This is a genomic window from Butyrivibrio sp. FCS014, assembly GCF_000526935.1.
In the GTDB taxonomy this organism is placed as follows: domain Bacteria; phylum Bacillota; class Clostridia; order Lachnospirales; family Lachnospiraceae; genus Butyrivibrio.
In genome coordinates this window covers 270,246-288,874 of sequence record NZ_JAHA01000003.1, presented here as the reverse complement: position 1 = coordinate 288,874, position 18,629 = coordinate 270,246, and the positions used below count along the sequence as shown (strand labels likewise).

20 protein-coding genes are annotated in these 18,629 nt (G+C 45.4%); 2 read left to right on the top strand and 18 right to left on the bottom strand.

The features are described 5' to 3' along the window. The 12 genes from T456_RS0101660 to sdaAB all read right to left on the bottom strand — a co-directional run bounded on the left by T456_RS0101660 (position 1) and on the right by sdaAB (position 12,580). Positions 1–903, bottom strand: coding sequence for a carbohydrate ABC transporter permease (locus tag T456_RS0101660; protein WP_242835836.1), 903 nt, complete (start codon positions 901–903; stop codon positions 1–3). Beyond that, positions 881–3,043, bottom strand: coding sequence for a DUF6449 domain-containing protein (locus T456_RS0101655; protein WP_024864615.1), 2,163 nt, complete (start codon positions 3,041–3,043; stop codon positions 881–883). The genes T456_RS0101660 and T456_RS0101655 overlap by 23 nt, the downstream gene beginning before the upstream one ends. Further along, positions 3,015–3,920 (bottom strand): ABC transporter ATP-binding protein, encoded by a 906-nt coding sequence (locus tag T456_RS0101650; protein WP_024864614.1) that lies wholly within the window; start codon positions 3,918–3,920, stop codon positions 3,015–3,017. Before T456_RS0101650 ends, T456_RS0101655 begins: the two co-directional genes overlap by 29 nt. Further along, on the bottom strand, positions 3,917–4,327 hold the full coding sequence (locus T456_RS0101645; protein ID WP_024864613.1) for a GntR family transcriptional regulator: 411 nt from the start codon (positions 4,325–4,327) through the stop codon (positions 3,917–3,919). Before T456_RS0101645 ends, T456_RS0101650 begins: the two co-directional genes overlap by 4 nt. 130 nt (positions 4,328–4,457) lie before the next feature. Continuing rightward, complete coding sequence (locus T456_RS0101640) at positions 4,458–4,823, bottom strand: DUF1667 domain-containing protein (RefSeq protein ID WP_024864612.1); 366 nt, start codon at positions 4,821–4,823, stop codon at positions 4,458–4,460. 7 nt (positions 4,824–4,830) lie between these two features. Continuing rightward, positions 4,831–6,099 (bottom strand): NAD(P)/FAD-dependent oxidoreductase, encoded by a 1,269-nt coding sequence (locus tag T456_RS0101635; protein ID WP_024864611.1) that lies wholly within the window; start codon positions 6,097–6,099, stop codon positions 4,831–4,833. Continuing rightward, positions 6,096–7,544 (bottom strand): NAD(P)/FAD-dependent oxidoreductase, encoded by a 1,449-nt coding sequence (locus T456_RS0101630; RefSeq protein ID WP_024864610.1) that lies wholly within the window; start codon positions 7,542–7,544, stop codon positions 6,096–6,098. Before T456_RS0101630 ends, T456_RS0101635 begins: the two co-directional genes overlap by 4 nt. A gap of 171 nt (positions 7,545–7,715) precedes the next feature. Further along, positions 7,716–8,426 (bottom strand): MIP/aquaporin family protein, encoded by a 711-nt coding sequence (locus tag T456_RS0101625; protein ID WP_024864609.1) that lies wholly within the window; start codon positions 8,424–8,426, stop codon positions 7,716–7,718. Positions 8,427–8,486: 60 nt separating this feature from the next. Beyond that, positions 8,487–9,989 carry a glycerol kinase GlpK gene (glpK, locus tag T456_RS0101620; protein ID WP_024864608.1) on the bottom strand — a complete coding sequence of 501 codons (1,503 nt, stop codon included), beginning with the start codon at positions 9,987–9,989 and terminating at the stop codon, positions 8,487–8,489. 68 nt (positions 9,990–10,057) lie between these two features. Then, positions 10,058–10,639 (bottom strand): glycerol-3-phosphate responsive antiterminator, encoded by a 582-nt coding sequence (locus tag T456_RS0101615; protein ID WP_024864607.1) that lies wholly within the window; start codon positions 10,637–10,639, stop codon positions 10,058–10,060. Between the two features lie 382 nt (positions 10,640–11,021). After that, entirely contained in the window at positions 11,022–11,909 is an 888-nt protein-coding gene (gene sdaAA / locus T456_RS0101610; RefSeq protein WP_024864606.1) for an L-serine ammonia-lyase, iron-sulfur-dependent, subunit alpha, read from the bottom strand. A gap of 2 nt (positions 11,910–11,911) precedes the next feature. Then, positions 11,912–12,580 carry an L-serine ammonia-lyase, iron-sulfur-dependent subunit beta gene (sdaAB, locus tag T456_RS0101605; RefSeq protein ID WP_024864605.1) on the bottom strand — a complete coding sequence of 223 codons (669 nt, stop codon included), beginning with the start codon at positions 12,578–12,580 and terminating at the stop codon, positions 11,912–11,914. An 82-nt stretch (positions 12,581–12,662) separates the two neighbouring features. On the opposite strand from sdaAB, the gene T456_RS0101600 reads away from it, so the two are divergent. Beyond that, positions 12,663–12,959: a GIY-YIG nuclease family protein gene (locus T456_RS0101600; protein ID WP_024864604.1), complete on the top strand. Its 297-nt coding sequence runs from the start codon at positions 12,663–12,665 to the stop codon at positions 12,957–12,959. Between the two features lie 134 nt (positions 12,960–13,093). Here T456_RS0101600 and T456_RS0101595 read toward each other — a convergent pair whose 3' ends face one another. The 3 genes from T456_RS0101595 to T456_RS0101585 all read right to left on the bottom strand — a co-directional run bounded on the left by T456_RS0101595 (position 13,094) and on the right by T456_RS0101585 (position 15,161). Then, entirely contained in the window at positions 13,094–13,408 is a 315-nt protein-coding gene (locus T456_RS0101595) for a hypothetical protein (protein ID WP_024864603.1), read from the bottom strand. Positions 13,409–13,513: 105 nt separating this feature from the next. Further along, the gene (locus T456_RS0101590) at positions 13,514–13,993 is read right to left on the bottom strand and encodes a hypothetical protein (protein WP_024864602.1); all 480 of its coding nucleotides are present in this window, start codon (positions 13,991–13,993) and stop codon (positions 13,514–13,516) included. Positions 13,994–14,003: 10 nt separating this feature from the next. Continuing rightward, positions 14,004–15,161, bottom strand: coding sequence for a hypothetical protein (locus T456_RS0101585; RefSeq protein WP_024864601.1), 1,158 nt, complete (start codon positions 15,159–15,161; stop codon positions 14,004–14,006). 138 nt (positions 15,162–15,299) lie between these two features. Here T456_RS0101585 and T456_RS22260 point away from each other — a divergent pair, with 138 nt between their 5' ends. After that, positions 15,300–15,470: a hypothetical protein gene (locus T456_RS22260; RefSeq protein WP_155837998.1), complete on the top strand. Its 171-nt coding sequence runs from the start codon at positions 15,300–15,302 to the stop codon at positions 15,468–15,470. A 2-nt stretch (positions 15,471–15,472) separates the two neighbouring features. Here T456_RS22260 and T456_RS0101575 read toward each other — a convergent pair whose 3' ends face one another. Genes T456_RS0101575 through T456_RS0101565 form a run of 3 tightly spaced genes read right to left on the bottom strand, consistent with a single transcriptional unit; the run spans position 15,473 to position 18,615 of the window. Beyond that, complete coding sequence (locus T456_RS0101575) at positions 15,473–16,657, bottom strand: pectin acetylesterase-family hydrolase (protein ID WP_024864600.1); 1,185 nt, start codon at positions 16,655–16,657, stop codon at positions 15,473–15,475. A gap of 13 nt (positions 16,658–16,670) precedes the next feature. Beyond that, positions 16,671–17,291, bottom strand: coding sequence for a DUF6320 domain-containing protein (locus T456_RS0101570; RefSeq protein ID WP_035800943.1), 621 nt, complete (start codon positions 17,289–17,291; stop codon positions 16,671–16,673). A gap of 1 nt (position 17,292) precedes the next feature. Beyond that, entirely contained in the window at positions 17,293–18,615 is a 1,323-nt protein-coding gene (locus T456_RS0101565) for a hypothetical protein (RefSeq protein ID WP_024864598.1), read from the bottom strand. Positions 18,616–18,629: the final 14 nt, after the last annotated feature.

The window sequence follows — 18,629 nt, the reverse complement described above, 5'->3', positions numbered from 1 at the left end:
TCACCCCTCTACATCTTTTCCATAGAAATTCTCAACCCTGAACATAATAAGAACAAGGAAGGTTACCACAATAAACATGATAATAGCTGCAGCAGAAAGCTTCTGATAATCCAAAGAAGCAAAGGTATTGTTCATGAAATGCTGCAGTATATACAGGCTGTCATAGGGATAGTCACCGGTCATCAGATATACCTCCCTGAATACCTTGAAGGAATTGATGACGGACATAATGGTCACAAACAGCACCGTTGATGACATATATCTTAGTTTTACATACCAGAAAACCTGGAATTTGTTGGCATGCTCAAGGGCCGCCACTTCCATCAGGTCCTTAGGAATACTGGAAAGGGCCGCCATGAAAAGGATCATGTTGTAGCCAAGGTTCTTCCAAAGGAACAGTATTACTATAACCACCGGCGCGTAATCGGATTTAAGCCAGTCGGTCTTGATAAATCCAAACTTCATAAGAACATTGTTCACAAGGCCGTTGTAGTGGAAAAGCACCTGCCAGATAAGAACGATGGATGCCGTGGGAACCATAAGGGGACTTAGGAAAAAGGTACGAAAATAGCTCTTTCCGGGAATCCTTGATTCCATTACCGCAGCCAGAAACAACGAAAGAAGCACCGCAAGCGGGACGGCTATGAACGAGAATATGAGTGAGTTGCGTCCCGCCATTTTGAATGCTTCATTGTTCCATACATTAATGAAGTTGGTAAATCCAACAAATCTTTTCTGGATCGGGTTGTTGATCAGTGAATAATAAATAACCACAAAAAACGGAGCCACGTAAAACAGGAGCACACCCAGAAGGGACGGTGCCAGGAAGAGCCAGGTCAGAAGGCTCTTCCTCTGGTTCGCCGAAAGATTTTTTATTTTTTTAATTTGTATCCTCTTTAACAAAATCAGGAACCTTTCCCTTATAGAATGTGTAATAAACCGGTGATGAATTTCTGTTTTCGGTATTTCTGACTATCTCTATATTGTACTGGCCGTTATAGAGCTCATCATAGTCCTGCCACTGATTATAATAATCGCCGCATACGCTTGATTCAAGGATTTTGGCAATTGATTCAGCATCATTATAGATTTTTTCGCTGCTTCTTATATCACCGTCAATATCATTTATGGATTCTGTCTCAAGATCGTGACCGGGATAATAATTCGTGATCCTTACCTCCTTGATATCATCCGGAGCCAGCTTGTAATCAATATAGATATCATACTTCTTCAAAAGATCCAGGGTGTAGGTATAATTATCGTAAATATTGATATCCAGACCAACATATCTGTTTCCGTCATTGTGATATTCTATAGAGCCTATAGCGAAGTTGTTCTTGGCATATTCAAAGCTGTAGTGCTCCAATATATCTTTCCTAAGGGCATCGCTGAATTCAGAATAGTCAAAGTTTCTGGTGTCCTTGCTCTCTCCCAATGCGGAAAATCTAAGTTCATGAGAGCTTCCGGTGCCGTCCGCTTCTCTTAAGTTATCATCATTAAATACAGGGAAATGTCCGGTCTTATACTCTTTACTGTCAATGATCTTTGAAAGCGCATCATCCACTTCATTGTAAGGAACCGTGATGTATCTGTAAACTTCCCTGCCGCTGTTTAAGCGATACAAAATTGTCAGATTGTAACCCAGGCTGTCATACCTGTCCTCACCCTCAAGCCTTGACTCGGCTTTTCTGGTGGCCATACCTGCTCTTGCAACGGTGAGGAAATTGTCGATATCCGTGATCTCCATGTCGGTATCTGACATATCGTTATTGTTCATATAGTAGGAATAAAAGTTATAGTCATATATTCCGTCTACTATTGCACAGCTCTTTATCTTATCCTTTGCAGGTACGAAGCTGTCATATCCAAGAAGGTCTCCCCGCATAATAACGAAGGTCAGAAGTACAAAAGCCATGGCCATTACCGTCTGAGCAATTCCCTTGAAGAACCTTCTGATATTGCCCTCAAGTATAACCTCTACGATACATCCCGTTACAAACGTGGCCAGAAGCATGATAATGCACATCATTGTAAACAGTCTCTGATTCCATACTGTGTTGTAGATCAGGAATACAATAAGTCCGCTTCCAAGACCTGCTATGAAGCATACAACAATCTTTACGATCCATCTGAAAGGCCTTAGTGCAATACTCTTGCCTGCCCACTCAGTCTTACGCATTCTTGCGAATATAACGGCAAAAACAAGGGCTATGATACCTGTGATCAGCACATCAATGTCATCCGGAACCGTGATACTCAAAAGATTCTTAATGTGATCCATTCCAAAATAATCACTGTTATTGTTAATGTACTGATACAAAATAGCATTGGAATGCACTCTGTCTGAAAGTGGTGACAGGTGAATATTGCCGACTGCCAGGTTGCTGTAGGTGGCATAAAAGATTTCCTTAAAGAAATCAATAAACTTTGAAACCACCATGGATACAAAGGTGAAGCATCCCGTAAGTATTATTGCTATGGGAAGTGATCCGCTCAACACAACAGCCAGGAAAGTAATGTTATAAAAGGTAAAGAAGAGAACAAAAACCCTGACAGTCTCAATAAGTATCATCAAAAGTGAATAGCCGTTAACTGCGCCCATGGCTGCAGCTATTATAAGGGTGATGATCTCAAGCCCTACGTACATGAACATGAAGGTGCTCATGGAGTTTCGATAGTTTCTGTATATTCTGCCTCTCCTGGTGGTGGGCTGGCTATAATAGAAATCCATCTGACTCTGGCTAAATACATAAGAGAAACTCTGGATCGCAAACATAGCAGCTATTGCGATGACAATGGCCCATCCAAGCTGCTCCATGCCAAGGACCCTTGTAACTGCCTTTAGTTTCTCAATTTTGAGAACCTCTGCACTCTGGTTATAAACCGCAGCATAATTGATGGATCTTGAGACCATCATGATAACTCCCAGGATCATATATGCCGCAAGTACGGGAAATGCGATCAGATAGGTCCAGAGGGTTCTATTTATATAAGTTCTGTGATTTTTAAGTTTATCACCCAAGGACAAATTTGCGGATGTCATACCCAACCACCTCCGTTTCACTGATAAAGATCTCTTCAAGAGAAAGTGCAAGGATTTCGAAGAATAAAGGATTTCCGCGCTTAAATGCCGCTTCGATTTCTTCTCTCTCGCCCCTCATGGTGATGGTGTGAAGCCTTCCTCTTGTCTCATGAACAAGAACATCAAGACCCTCAAGAGCCTTTTCTTCATCTTCCTTACTGTTAAATACGCACTGTACCTTCTGCATTCTGATCTTCATATCCTCAATATCTTCAGAGAGGATTACTCCACCCTGATGAAGAAGACCGATGTGATCGCAGATGTCTTCAAGTTCCCTTAAGTTATGAGATGCAATAACGGGTGTCAGTCCCCTGTCTGACATCTCAGCTGCAAAGATACTCTTTACCGCCTGCCTCATAACAGGATCAAGACCGTCAAAGGTCTCATCGCACAGAAGATATTTGGTTCCAGCACATACTCCCAAAAGAACCGAGAGCTGCTTCTTCATGCCCTTTGAAAAGGTGCTTATCCTTCTCTTGGGGTCAAGGCCGAAGCCCGTGCACATCTTATGGAATCTCAGCTTGTCAAATCCCGCATACACATTCTCATAGAAATTGGCCATTTCCGAAGGGGTGCTGTTAGGAAGGAAATACTGCTCATCGGATATATAAAAGATATCCTTCTTAACATCGGGATTGTCGTATACAGGTCTTTTGTCCACAAGAACAATACCCGCATCCGGTCTTATTACTCCGGAGATGATCCTTAAGATAGTGCTCTTACCTGCCCCGTTTGTTCCAACCAGTCCGAACACCTCGCCGTCAAGGATGTTAAGTGAAACACGATTGACAGCTTTAATGTCGTCAAATGATTTTTCAAGATCCAGTAATTCAATCATGCCTTTTCTCCCCTCCTGTCTTCACCAGCATTTCCCGAGCCGGAGAACTGCTGGATGTGACTCCTGATCTCCTCTACCAGTTCATCGATTGAAAGGCCTATCTCATTGGCTTCCTTGAAAAGCTCCACAATCCTGGCAATAAGCTCGTTCTTCTTGTCCTCTACAAGAAGCTCGTTGCCTTTTACAAAGTTTCCCCTGCCCTTGACTGTGTAAATGAACCCCTGTCGTTCAAGCTCTGAATAAGCTTTCTGAACCGTGTTGGGATTTGTGGAAAGTTCCACGGCAAGGCTTCTCACAGAGGGCATCTGATCTCCCTCCTGCAGGATTCCCTTATACATCTGCATTTTGAAATTCTCCACAATCTGTTCGTAGATAGGTCTGCTGTCCTGATAATCGATTAGATTCATGTATGCCTCCAATTACTAAGTGCTCTACATAAAAATACAAGGTGTACTAACACAACTAGTACACCTTGTATTCTAATACCATATTTCAGATTATGCAACAGCTTTTACAAAAAAACTTAAACCTTTTCGTTCAGACTGCGTCTACGTTTCTTGTAGCTATTACGTTAACACCTGTGCCGGCTACATTCTCAACAAGAACATCACCGATCTTTGCAGGTGCCTTAACTACTGCAGCATCAATATCCTTCATAACCTCAAAGATCTTGCTCTTGGGAATATCGTTGGCTGTCTTAACGGAAACTCTCTCCTTGTCGCCGCCAACAATCTTAACGGTGCTGGTAACGATCCTGGTAGGATTTACAACTTCTTTTCTTGCATAGATGTCACCCTTGGCGCAGGTATTACCCTTTACCTCAGTAACCTCTCCGTTGTCCAAAGTAACTGTAAGAAGGCATCCCATGGGACATCCGATACATGTTAATTCTCTATTTTCCATCAGCTTGTCACTCCTTTTCTATCTTAACAGTTATCTTCTTAAGATTCGGATATTCATCCAGTTTCTTTTTCTGGAGAATGATCTGCTCCATCTCGCCGGGTGCAAGGATTCTCTTCTCGTTGTGCATTACTCTCTCATCATCGAAGTAAACACTTACGAAGGAGTTCTTGTAAACATCACCAACTCTGAATCTTACTGTGAGAAGGTCATCCATTCTATCCTTATTGATGGTGCTGGGTACTGTATATCTTGCTCCGTCGGTAGCAGCAAGCTCGATAACATTTGAGTTATCAGCATCCTTGCAGCCATCGTTGATATACTTAACAGCATTCTGTCCGGCTCTCTTAGCCTCTTCAGATACATAGTCAACAAGGTCATGAACATGAAGAACATTACCGCAGGCAAATACGCCGGGGATATTGGTCTCCAGGGACTCATTAACAACAGGTCCTGATGTGACAGGGCTCATTGCAACGCCTGCAGATCTTGAAAGCTCGTTCTCAGGGATAAGTCCGCAGGAAAGAAGAAGTGTATCGCAGGTGTATCTCTCTTCTGTTCCGGGGATAGGCTTTCTGTCGGGTCCAACCTCGGCAATGGTAACAGCTGATACATGGTCCTTGCCCTCGATATCTACTACAGTGTGTGAGAGCTTAAGCGGAATGCCATAGTCATCGAGACACTGTACGATGTTTCTCTTAAGTCCGCCGGAATAAGGAAGAAGCTCTGCTACTACCTTAACCTTGGCTCCCTCAAGGGTCATTCTTCTTGCCATGATAAGTCCGATATCACCGGATCCCAGGATAACAACCTCACGACCGGGCATATAGCCTTCGATATTTACCAGTCTCTGAGCTGTACCTGCTGAGAAGATACCTGCGGGACGATATCCGGGAATGTTCAGGGCTCCTCTGGGCCTTTCTCTGCAGCCCATAGCAAGGATAACTGCCTTTGCAGGAATCTGGAACATGCCGTCTTCTCTGTTCATGGCTGTTACTGTCTTGTCAGCTGCGATATCCATAACCATGGTGTTGAGCTTGTACTCAATACCAAGATCAAGAACCTGCTTAATAAAGCGATAAGCATACTCGGGACCTGTGAGCTCTTCCTTGAAGGTGTGAAGTCCGAAACCGTTGTGGATACACTGGTTAAGGATTCCGCCAAGCTCATGATCTCTCTCAAGAATAAGAATGCTGTCATTTCCGGCCTCTTTTGCAGCTACAGCTGCTGCAAGACCAGCGGGGCCGCCGCCTACAATTACGATATCATATGTCTTCATGAGCCGCTTACCTCCCCTTTTGTTCTCTCAAGGACAATGTTAGAATTTCCGCCGCTCTTTGTGATCTTCTCATAAGGAATACCAAGCTCGCGGTGAAGGATCTCCATTGTTCTGGGTGAGCAGAATCCGGCCTGGCATCTGCCCATGCCGGCTCTTGTCCTTCTCTTAACACCGTCAAGGGATCTTGCGCCAAGAGGTCTGTGGATAGCATCAAGGATCTCTCCCTCTGTGATGGACTCACATCTGCAGATGATGGTTCCGTAAGCGGGATTCTCTTTGATGAGGGCATTTCTCTCTTCTACTGAAAGGCCATCGGTCTTCTTAACACCCTTACGTGTTGCGATCCAGTTAGCCTTCTCTTTAAGTCCCATCATATCCTTCATCATGTTACCAACCATCTCGCCGATAGCGGGGCTGCTGGTAAGACCGGGAGACTCAATGCCTGCGCAGTCAATGAAATGAGGAGCATCATCAACTTCCTTAATGATGAACTCATGATGTGACTCGTGAGCACGAAGTCCTGCAAAGGAAGTAATAACGTTCCTGATAGGAAGGTTACGAACATGATCTCCTGCCTTTGCAATAAGATCATCGATTCCTGCTGCTGTTGTATTGTTGCCTTCCTTGTTCTCAATGTCAACAGCTGTAGGTCCGACAATAAGGTTTCCGTGGATTGTGGGTGATACAAGAACACCCTTACCAAGATTAGTGGGCTGAGGGAAGATAGTGTGCTTAACGTGTCCGCCGACAGTCTTATCAAGGAGGCAGTAATCTCCTCTACGAGGTGTAATGTGGATCTTGTCCGCACTTACCATATTATGTATTGTATCAGCATATACACCTGCAGCATTCACAACGTATCTTGCTACATACTCACCGTTGTTGGTTCTAAGGTGCCAGTTGCCGTCTTCGCCTTTTTTAATGTCTTCAACTTCTGTATTGAAGCGGAAATCAACACCGTTCATGTTGGCGTTTTCTGCCATGGCAATATTAAGTTCGAAAGGACAGATAATTCCGCTAGTAGGAGCCCAAAGTGCTCCCTCAACGTTCTCTGAAAGGTTGGGCTCCATCTCAAGAGCTTCCTCTCTGTTAAGAATCTTCAGTTCCTTAACTCCGTTGGCAATACCTCTGTTATAGAGGTCCTTAAGTCCATCAAGTGCTTCCTTGTGGATACATACGACCATGGCTCCGTTTCTCTTAAAAGGAATATCCAGGTCTTTTGCCAGATCACCCATCATCTCATTGCCTCTGACGTTGAGCTTGGCCATAAGAGAGCCTTCAGCTGCGTCAAATCCGGCATGAACGATGGCGGAATTGGCTTTTGATGTCCCTTCACAGACATCCTCGCATTTCTCCAGTACGCAAACGTTGGTCTCATAGCGTGAGAGCTCTCTTGCGACTGCGGATCCGGTAACGCCGGCTCCGATCACGATCACATCGTACAACATAAGTAGTCTCCTTTTTCCGATAAATCCGAAGAAAAGGCGAGAGAAAGCAAACTGTGTTCCCCACAGATATATGCTCGCTCTCGCCCTCCATTCATTATCAAGTTAATTCTATAATACTTACAATTTGGACTTTGTGCAAGCACCAAATCCTATTCTGTTAGCTTCTTCTTAGAAAGGAAGAGCCATGTAAAGCAGAGATGCTACAACACCACCACAGATAGGAGCTACAAGCGGAATCCAGCCATATCCCCAGTTTGCGTTCTTCTTGCCAAAGTTAGGAGCAAGGAGCTGATATGCAAGACGAGGAGCAGAATCTCTTGCTGCGTTCATAGCGTATCCTGTAAGTCCACCGAAGGAAGCACCGCAAGCAACGATTACGCCGTAAACGAGAACCCAGCTAACTGCTGAATCACCAGCGTTTCCAGGGATAGCTGCCAGTGTGAATACAAGAACGAATGTTGCAACGAACTCTGAAAGGAAGTTAAGTACAGGATTCGGGATTGAAGGGCCTGTGCAGAAGCATCCACGAACAACGTCATCATTAGCTGTAGCTTTGATATGATCTCCGTAGAGAACCATAAGAATAGCTGCGCCGCAGAAACCGCCAAGCATCTGAGCGATGATGTAGCCGGGAACAAGTGCCCAATCCATGCCGCCTCTGATAGCTACACCGATTGTAACTGCAGGGTTGAAGTGTGCGCCTGACATTGCACCGAAGGTGAATGCAGGAACCATAACTGCCATACCCCAGCCGATAAGGATGTGAACCCCGCCGGTTCCCTTGAAGCCTGACTTCTCGAGACTAACGTTACAGCAAACGCCGTCACCAAGAAGTACCAGAATCAGTGTTCCAATAAACTCGCCAATGTAAGCACTCATAAAATTTTTACCCCCTTTGAGTAATTTATAGTTATTTTATTCCTCACTTAGTTAGTTGTATCAATCCTTGGCCCATCCAAGAGTTGTGTTAACAGCCTTCTTCCAGCCTTTCAGCTTAGCTTCGCGATCCTCTGCGCTCATATCAGGCTTGAACTCCCTGTCGATAGCCCAGTTCTTGATAACGTCTTCCTTGCTTGACCAGAAGCCAACTGCAAGACCTGCCAGGTAAGAAGCACCCATAGCTGTTGTCTCAACACATACAGGACGATGTACGGGAGCATCAATGATATCTGACTGGAACTGCATAAGGAAGTTGTTCTTACATGCGCCGCCGTCAACCTTAAGAGCTGCAAGCTTGATTCCTGAACCCTCTTCCATAGCGCCCAGAACATCGTGTGTCTGAAGTGCGAGAGACTCAAGAGTAGCACGGATGATGTGTTTCTTGTTAACACCACGTGTAAGGCCTACGATAGCTCCACGTGCGTAAGGATCCCAATAAGGAGCACCAAGTCCTGTGAAAGCAGGAACTACGTAACATCCGTTTGTATCAGGAACCTGAGTTGCGAAGTACTCGGAATCAGGTGATGTATCAACGAGCTTAACCTCATCACGGAGCCACTGGATAGCTGCGCCTGCTACGAAGATTGAACCCTCAAGAGCATACTCAACCTTTCCGTCAAGTCCCCATGCGATAGTTGTAAGAAGTCCGTTGTTAGGGAACTGAGGCTTTGTGCCGATGTTCATCAGCATGAAGCATCCTGTTCCGTATGTGTTCTTAGCCATACCTGACTCGAAACATGTCTGTCCGAACAAAGCTGCCTGCTGGTCGCCTGCTACGCCTGCGATCTTGATAGGGCCGCCGAAGAACTCGGGATCGGACTCGCCAAACTCTGTGCTGCTGGAAGGAAGTGCCTTAGGAAGCATGCACATAGGAATCTCGAGCTGTTTGCAAAGCTCTTCATCCCAATCAACTGTGTTGATGTTGAAGATCATTGTTCTGGAAGCATTTGAATAATCTGTTGCGTGTACTTTGCCCTTTGTGAGCTTGAAGATAAGCCATGAATCAACGGTACCGAAGCAAAGCTCGCCTTTTTCTGCTCTCTCACGAACACCCTCTACGTTGTTAAGGATCCAACGAAGCTTTGTTCCTGAGAAGTAAGGATCGAATACAAGACCGGTCTTGTTGTAAGCTGAGTTGTCAATTCCGGGATACTTGTCAATAAGTTCCTGCTTCATGTCTGCAGTTCTGCGGCACTGCCAAACGATTGCGTGATATACAGGCTTTCCTGTAGCCTTCTCCCAAACGATTGTGGTCTCACGCTGGTTGGTGATACCGATTGCAGCGATGTCCTGATAGGTAGCCCCAATCTTGTTCATAGCCTCACGGGCAACTGAAAGCTGTGTCTGCCAGATTTCATTAGCATCATGCTCTACCCAGCCGGGCTGAGGATAATACTGTGTGAACTCTTTCTGAGCAACAGAACACATTTCACCCTTCTCGTTAAACAGGATACATCTGTTACTGGTTGTACCTGCATCGAGCGCCATAACGTATTTTGCCATTACTAAAACCCTCCTTTTCCTTGTGAAAGAAATAATATTATTAAAGCCCTCTCGCTTTAATTTCAAAATCACAATCCCCAGACATCTTCATTGGTGGTAGAGATTGCCAGTGCTCCCGCATCGAGAGCATTCATAACGTCTTCCCTGTCAGCAATAAGCCCCCCGGCTATTATCGGTACTCTGCTGACTTTGTTGATCCTGCGGATCATCTTGGGAAGAACTATACCGGGCAGAAACTCTATTATGTCCGGTTTCACTCCCTGACTCTTGGCCTGCTTCTCAATATTCTGAAGGGCCAGACTGTCAAGAATGAAATATCTGAGTACCGTATTCAGTTCAAGCTCCTTGGCATGTGGGATAAGATTGCTCTTGGTGGTAATGATCCCGTCCGCCTCGGTGTTGTTCTTTATGAAGTCAAGGCAAACATCCTTGGAGTTGTTGAGGCCTGTTATCAGATCCACATGGACCATGGCAACCTTGCCTGCCTTCTTGATCTTCTTAACTATCTTCGGGATTGAACATATATCCCCATAAAGAACAAATATTATTTCCACATCTTCCGTCAGCGCCGTATCAAGACCTTCGTCATTTTTCACAGCGGCAATGATGGGATTAATCTCTATTTTGTTAATAAAATCACGATTTTTCATATCTATAAGACCAAATAAAAAAAGAGCAGACAAAGTAAAATGAGGTTCCCCCTCATTTAACCCTTACTCTTTTCTCAAGGCTCTCAATTTAGTTTTGTATAACCAGCATGATGTCTTAAACATTCTGTCCACCGTTTAAACCTTATCCAATTTGTTGATCACATCTTGTTGCGATTACGACCATGGGTCAGTTCTTACGATAAATTTATGATAAATCCTATTTGTGCAAAATGCAATAGCTAAGTTTATACTATTTTTATTTTTTGTACTTATTAACAAAAATCTTGTACACTTTTTGGCAGATAATAATACAAAAAGTATCATTTTTGCACAAACTCTTTAAAGCGTGAAAGTTTCCGTTAAGTCAAAGTGCGCATATAGCTCAGTCTTCTCCCTTAAAGACCTTATCTCGCAGTTTCTTACCTGTAGGTGTTGTAGCAAGTCCTCCTGCAGCTGTTTCCCTGAGAGTCCTTGGCAGAGCATCCCCCACTTCTCTCATGGCATCAATGCACTCATCCGCCGGGATCTCTGAGCTGATACCTGCAAGAGCCATATCTGCAGCAGAAAAAGCTATCATCAGCCCGGAGACATTTCTCTTGATACAGGGTATTTCCACCAGGCCTCCAACCGGGTCGCAGACCAGTCCCATCTGGTTGGCAATGGCAATAGCGCACGCATCGGCACATTGCGATGGTGTACCACCCATAAGCTCCGTAAGGGCAGCCGCAGCCATGGCAGCCGCACTTCCGCACTCCGCCTGACATCCGCCCTCTGCCCCCGCAAGGCTTGCCTTATTGGCAATCACCATGCCGAAGGCTCCCGATGTGAACATGGACATCACTATATCTTTTTCCTGAAATCCTCTGTCTTCATATAAAGTCACAAGGCAGCCCGGAAGGATTCCGCAGCTTCCCGCTGTAGGCGCAGCAACTATCTTGCCCATGGCCGCATTACAACCCGCCACAGCAAGGGCTCTTGCAATAGCCTTTGACATCTGCCTGCCACAGAGGGGCTCGCCCTCACCGCAGGCATACTCACTCATTTTGTAGCCTTCACCGCCGGTAAGGCCAGACATTGACTTCTGGTCCGGCTTAAGGCCCTCTGTCACCGACTGCCTCATTATCTCGAAATTAAGCTGCATCTTCTCATACAGCTGCAGAGTGGTCATCTCCATTGCGGCGGCCTGATCCTCAAGGACCAGCTCGCTTATCTTAATATTTCTGTGCTCAGCTTTCTCAACAAGCTGGCTTATGCTGTCATATTTGATCATAGTTAAACCCTTCTGATAAGGATTGCATTGGTAACATGCTCAATCTCGCGAATATCGTCTACAAGCTTCTCCGGCGGCTGGTTGTCCACCTCAATGGTCATGATGGCATCCCCGCCTTTCTCCTGCCTGGAAAGTCTGAAATTGGAGATGTTCAGGTCTGAATACCCCCAGTGCATCATGTTGGTGACGCTGGCAATAACTCCGGGCCTGTCCTCATGCATCACCAGTATGGTATTGTTGTCCCCGTTAAACTCAACCTTCATACCGTTTATGCTGTTTACCATTATGTTCCCGCCGCCGATACTGGCACCCTGCATCACGCCGTCTGTGCCGTCCTTCAGAAAATAGTGGATCCTTGCGGTGTTTGGATGAGCTCCCTTTATATTCTCTTTGGTAAAACTGTAGCCGATGCCTCTTTTGTCCGCAATATCAAGAGCGTCCCTGATCTCCGGAGAATAACTCTTATAGCCCATGATCCCCGCAAGAAGCGCTCTGTCTGTGCCATGCCCCTTGTAGGTCTGGGCAAAAGAGCCGGATAAAGTGATCTCAACTCTGCCCAGCTCCCGGTTATCAACCAGCTTATTTACCACTCTCCCGAGGCGCACCGCACCTGCCGTGTGAGAGCTTGAAGGCCCTATCATAACGGGACCTATTATATCGAAAACGTTCATTTTTACCTGCTTTCTTAATGTAATACGGGTATTAAACCTGCTGTTTAAATTATAGCACAGGCCTTTGTGCTATAATCGATTTATGAAACACTACGCCTATATACTGGAATGTGCCGACGGAACCTACTACTGCGGCTACACCAATGACCCCGAGAACAGAATAAAGACTCACAACGCCGGCAAGGGCGCCAAATACACCAGAGCAAGGCTTCCCGTGAAAATGGTCTACAAGGAGGAATATGACACCAAGGAAGAGGCCATGAGCCGGGAATGGCACTTAAAGCGACTGACCCGTGCTCAGAAAGAAGCTCTGATAGCCGGGGCAAAAGAAACATCGCTTCCCGCAAAGTCTATAGAATTAAATATCCAAAAGCCATAGAATCAATTATCAATAAGCCATAGAAGAACCCATCGCCTGATCAAGTCCTGCGATGGGTTTTGTTATCTTCATATAGACACCCTGTTTATAGCACCTGCTAACGGTCAGCTCTTTGGGTGCCGCCTTCTGTTATTTCAGCCTACGCTTCCGTCGCCTCCTGCGCTGCCAGCGCTTCCCTCAAGCATCATTCCGATGGCTTCCATGGCAACCTCGTAGAGCATTGCCATCTGCCTTGTGTTCTCATCATCTATCTCGGCCATTTTCCTGTACTGAGTGGTGAAATAGATCTTAGCCTGCTCAATGGTTGCTTTTGAGATCATATGTCCGTTGGAATAAATAGTCCCGGTTTCGTTATTATACTTGCCGGAAGAACTCTTTGCCTTCTGGGATTCTCCCATTCCCATGGAACGAGCCAATGAATAGATCAGATCTTCTCTTTCCTGTGCCATACTCACCTCCGAAAATGTGCCTTACATGTTAAATTAATTATCCTTCAGTAAGCCGTCTATTTCAACCACAAAATATCATTCATCTCATCGCGTCATTCTGTTGCTTTATGGCATGGGCTTGTTGGGTGCATTGAAGCTCTCAATGGATGCAGCCTTCAGAAAGCTGTCAAAAGCCCCTTTATTGTCTACATGTACCACATAGTTTCTAGGTCCTTTAAGCTCAAGGATCATCTTGTTCTTATTGATCTCATTAACAGTAAACACCCAGGTCTCACCGTGGCAGTCAAATTCAAATCTCACAGTCTCAGGATTGCTGTTCTTAGCCGGAGACAGGTTTCCGTGGATCTTCTCAACAACTGAATAAAGCGCTCTCCAGTTATCAGCGTTGACCCTCACTCTTCCGTCAGGTCCGTCCGCTACGCAGACATCCGATTCAATGCAAAGCACAAACAGATCCGTCTTAAAATGCCTGAGTCTGTTGGATTCCAGGGCCACCAGAACCAGTAGTCCCACACTGAAAATAACAAAAGCAGATATAAGGTAAACCCATATCCATTTTCTGCTCTCGCTTAGCTTTTGCAACATAATACTCTTTTCACTCCCCTATTGCTTCATATGCTGTATAAAAGGTCTCCACCCTGTCAAACCTGTAGTAGGCATCTCCCCTGATGGATGCCATGGTTCCAGGCTCTAAGCAGACCTCATCTGTATTTTGAGGGATCATCCACATGCAGTCCACCAGCTCTTTTCCGTCAAAGAAAAGAACGTAGGCGTCCACCTTGACCTTCCTGTCGCTTAAGTTATCTGCGGTAAGAATCGCTGAGTTGTCCACGACTCTTGTGTAGACCTTAACGTCATCCGCCATATCCTCCTCGTAGGGCTCCCTCTTGGTTATCAGGAACTCATAGGAGTCAGGAAGCGCGCCCCCAAGCTCATTCTTGTCAAATCTGCCCTCAAAAACAAAAGCTCTTCCATTTTGCACTACTTCCACCGTCTTGTCAAAGTAGGACATCTCATTGCCTTCTTCGTCCCTGGCGGTAAACTTGCACTCAAACCTGTAAGTCTCCCCGGTCTCATTCCTAAGGACCAGCACAGGATTACAGTTGTGATCATCCTCTCGAAAATACTGTGCTATCAAAGAGATCCCCAAGGGCATTCCGCCATAGGAGGGCATGTCGTCATCGGAGGGAGCAACGCTCACAACACCGCCTTTGAGCTTCTCTTTGGGATCGATACTGTCAAGACTTTCAAAGATCGTATCGCTCTCCTCATAGTTCTCTTCTATCCCGTCTCCAACCACAACTTTCACATAATCAGGTCCGGGCTTTTCATCCTCAGAAACGTCTCCCGTATTGGTGACGTAGACCATCTCATCGTCCTGCTCTCCTTCGGCAAAAGAGTCATCACTTCCCGGCTGTCCCTGAAGATAGCCCTGAGCCGTTTCCGTATCCCCGGTACTGTCCTTTATAAACCCAAGCTGGCGGTAATTTGTAGTAATGATCTCTTTCACAAAAAAGACACCACTGTCATTTCCGGGCAGGTGGAAGCCATAGGTGTTTATATACATGATGATGGGAAGTATCACTCCAGCCACCGATATGGCCAGGGGTCTTACCGTCTTTATGGATTTCTCCTTAAGGAAAAGCCTGATATCAAACACCAAAGACCCGAGGGAAACTATTCCTCCCACGAAGAAAAGGGCGGAAATAAGGCCTGCTATGGACAAGATCAGCGCTATCAGTGTGATTTCCATAATTTTTTCCCTTAAATGATACTTTTTATCAACAGTTTACAGAACTACTGAAATGTCAATACTTGTATATGAAAAATTTTATAATACAATATATTGTAGTTAAATGTATTTTTGTTATTTAGTGAGGAGGGGTTTGTTATGACGAATACAGCTACTGTCAAAGCTCTGGATTCCCGTGTTATCCGCAACATCTTAAGATCAATGGTTAATGAGCACTGGTCAGTATCAGAGGCTCTGGATGAATACGATATTCCCGATTATCTTCGTGAGGAGTATGAAGCCAAGATAGCTCAGTGCTTCGTGGACTGATATTATCTTATCAGCTCCATACCCACATCATAGACCTTACCTTCAACAGCGTCTCTGAGCCATTCCGCCATTGATATCCCATTTTGAGTAAACAATGTAAAATGTGGCTCTCTGACACTGGTGTGGACAGTTCCTCCCATGGTGATTATGGGCAGCTTCCACTCATTCATAAACATTCCAAAGTGCGGCGTCAGCTCTTTTAACTGGTCTATCATGACCTTCAGCTGCTGATAGTATTCTTCCCGGACATCCGCATCCGTCTCGTATTTCCTGTTTACAATATCATTGTAATACGCACTCAAAAGATAATCCCTTACCGAACTTGAATACAGATACCTGAATTTCTCTCCGTGCTTTTCGTACAGGTCCTTATACCAGTCGTAGGTTATATTGTCCGTATGTATCGGCTTCCAGATGCTCTCCTTGGCCATCCAAATGTGTTTCGCTGTCTTTCTCCAGTTCTTGTACAAGAGTTGACCGCTGTCGGAAAAGAGCGTAATGTTCCTTGTCTTCGGATAATAGTCATCTGCTATCTCCCCGGCAAGAGCCGGCACAGCAAAGGCTCCTGCCGAATTTCCCGCAATCAGCAGTGTGTCGGGATTTGGGAAAAGAGCCTTCGACACCTTCATGCTCTCCAAGAAATTCACATACCCGTGAAAATGCAGAACATCTTCCCCTCCATCTTCTGTCTTGAAGGGATAGTCGTTATTGCCCACATGAAAATCTCCCGTGGCATAGGTGATCACCACAAAGCTCCAGTCCTTGAATGGATTCTTGTCGCTTATAATGTCGGTGATACCCACATTGATGTTCATGATCTGGGTAAAGGGCCTTAGGTTATTCCAATAAAAATTAGGCTGCTTCGAAGCCACCTTGCCTCCGGTCACGGGGCGGGCCGCAGTGTATTCATTCCACGCTACTCCTCCCCCCGAGAAAAAGATGCACAGCTTCTTCGGATCAGCCAGTTTCACATATATATAATATTCAGACCCGTCACCGGAGAGCCCCTTTTCAAGAGGAACTCTGTACCAGGTCATCTCTTCGGGTTTCTCGGGAAGGTCGTCAGCCTTGAATCTCGAGTTCTCGATAGCCTTTCCTATGCGATTTTCCACATAGTCTCCGGCCTTGGAGGCGAACACGATACCGCTCTTTAAATTCTTTCTGTTAAGTCTGTTTTTTCTGTTCATATTGAAAGTCTTTTCACATGTTAAACATTTTCTCGGATGCGTTTCTTAAGTCGCGGAATCTGAAGATCACCATGGCTGAAACCAGGATAAGATAAGCAACTATACTCACTGCCGCAGGCCACGGAAACTGATTCATTCCGTTCTTTATGAATATTATCTGCAAAAGAGCCATCGCAAGATCAAACACGATGTAGAGAATATATTCATCCAGCCTTAGCTTAAGCGCAGCCGCTATGATAATGGTGGCTATAGCCAGCGCCACCAGAGTTGAAGGCACCATCCACTCTACGCTCCATCCGTGGAATCCCGTATGAAGGTCAATATAAATATCCACCACGATGGCCACCACTACTTCCCAGGTGATTACTTTGATAATGTTGTTCCTCATGTACATGGTTGTGATAACAGTTATCCATGCCACCAAAAGTCCCAGCATAACAGGTCCTATAAAGGAGTGCTCACCGTGGGTCATGATATTAAGAGCCATGAATACGATCTCCGATGCCACCAGGATAAAGGTACATACCTTCAGGAAAGTTATGTTACTGATGGGCTTTTTCTTTATTATGGGAAAAGAGACACCGACATCCCCTTCAGTCTCTTTGAGCTTGCCCTGACAAAGGGGACAGCACACTTTATTTCCTCTTATTTTTACTTTGCACTTTGGACAGATCTGCATCTTTGTGAACCTCTATATCATAATCATTTGTTCCAAGCTCAACCTCTATACCGGCCTCTGTAAGGCATCTTATAAAGTTGAGCATGGTCTTGTGGGTCTTATAGGGCGATACCTCACCGAAAGTCATCTTATCCTTGAAGGAGCATACGCACACCTGCTGGGAGGAGGCGGTCATAAACGCGCTGAATCTGTCGATATACTCTTCAACTTCGGCAGGCATTTTGATTCTGCCAAGGTTTGACATTGAAGTCGTAACTCCACGCTTTGCTGCTCTGTCAAATCTTCCGATGACAAAATCCTTAATTGGCAGCGGAACCATCTTAATAGCAATGTTGTGTTCCAGTGCCGAGTAGGAATTCATGGTCTTCTCGATATTATCCTCAGCCAGCTTGTCCTTAAAGTCCATATCAACCGGCTCTATAATGCTCTTTAAGTCTCCGTTATAATCCTCCGGGTCATAGTCGATGTTGATGACACCGAAGAAATTCCTTGCGGTTCCGCTGGAAAAGAACTGCCTGAGGTTTACAGGAACAGACACAACGATGTGGCGTTTTCTCTGCCCCCGGTTCATCCCCTGGATAACAGCCTTTATATAAAGCGAAACGCACAGCACTCCCACCGTGGTGTCATATTCGTGAGCAAGATCCAGGAACTTCTGGCTTGAAACCGTTGCCTCAAGAAGATGGGGAAGGAGGTTGTCATCCACTTCTCCCGTAACCTGATAAGCCCTTACGGCCTTCATTTCATTGAGCTGTTTAAGTCCCCTTTGCCTGCTGTAATTGTCGCTGAAGGCATCGACGTTCTTCTCCTCTACCGAGAACTCATCTATGGGCTTTATATCTTCGCTTAAATTGTGCTTGATCTGAAGGTATCTTATGATGATGCTCTTAAAGAACATAAAGGCACCGGTGCCGTCTGCCAGCACGTGGAACATCTCCAGATTTATCCTTCTGCCAAAATAGTTTACCCGGTACAGCAGATTCTTTTTCCCGGGAATATAGAGAGGAAGGCAGGCGGGAGTATTCTCCTCTTCCACAACAGGCCAAAGATTGCTGTCCTCCAGATAGTACCAGAACATGCCTCTGTGGAGCACACAGTTGAAGAAAGGGAATTCCTCGATGGTGTGGTCCAGTGCCTCCTGAAGGATCTGACAGTCTACCTCCTCCTTGAGTTCGCAGCACAGCCTGAATACTCTGGTATTGGCTCCCCGTGCCGTGGAAGGGACTATTTTCGCCGCATTATCCAACTCATACCAGTTTGCTTTTTTATTAGTTGCCATTACATATAATCCTT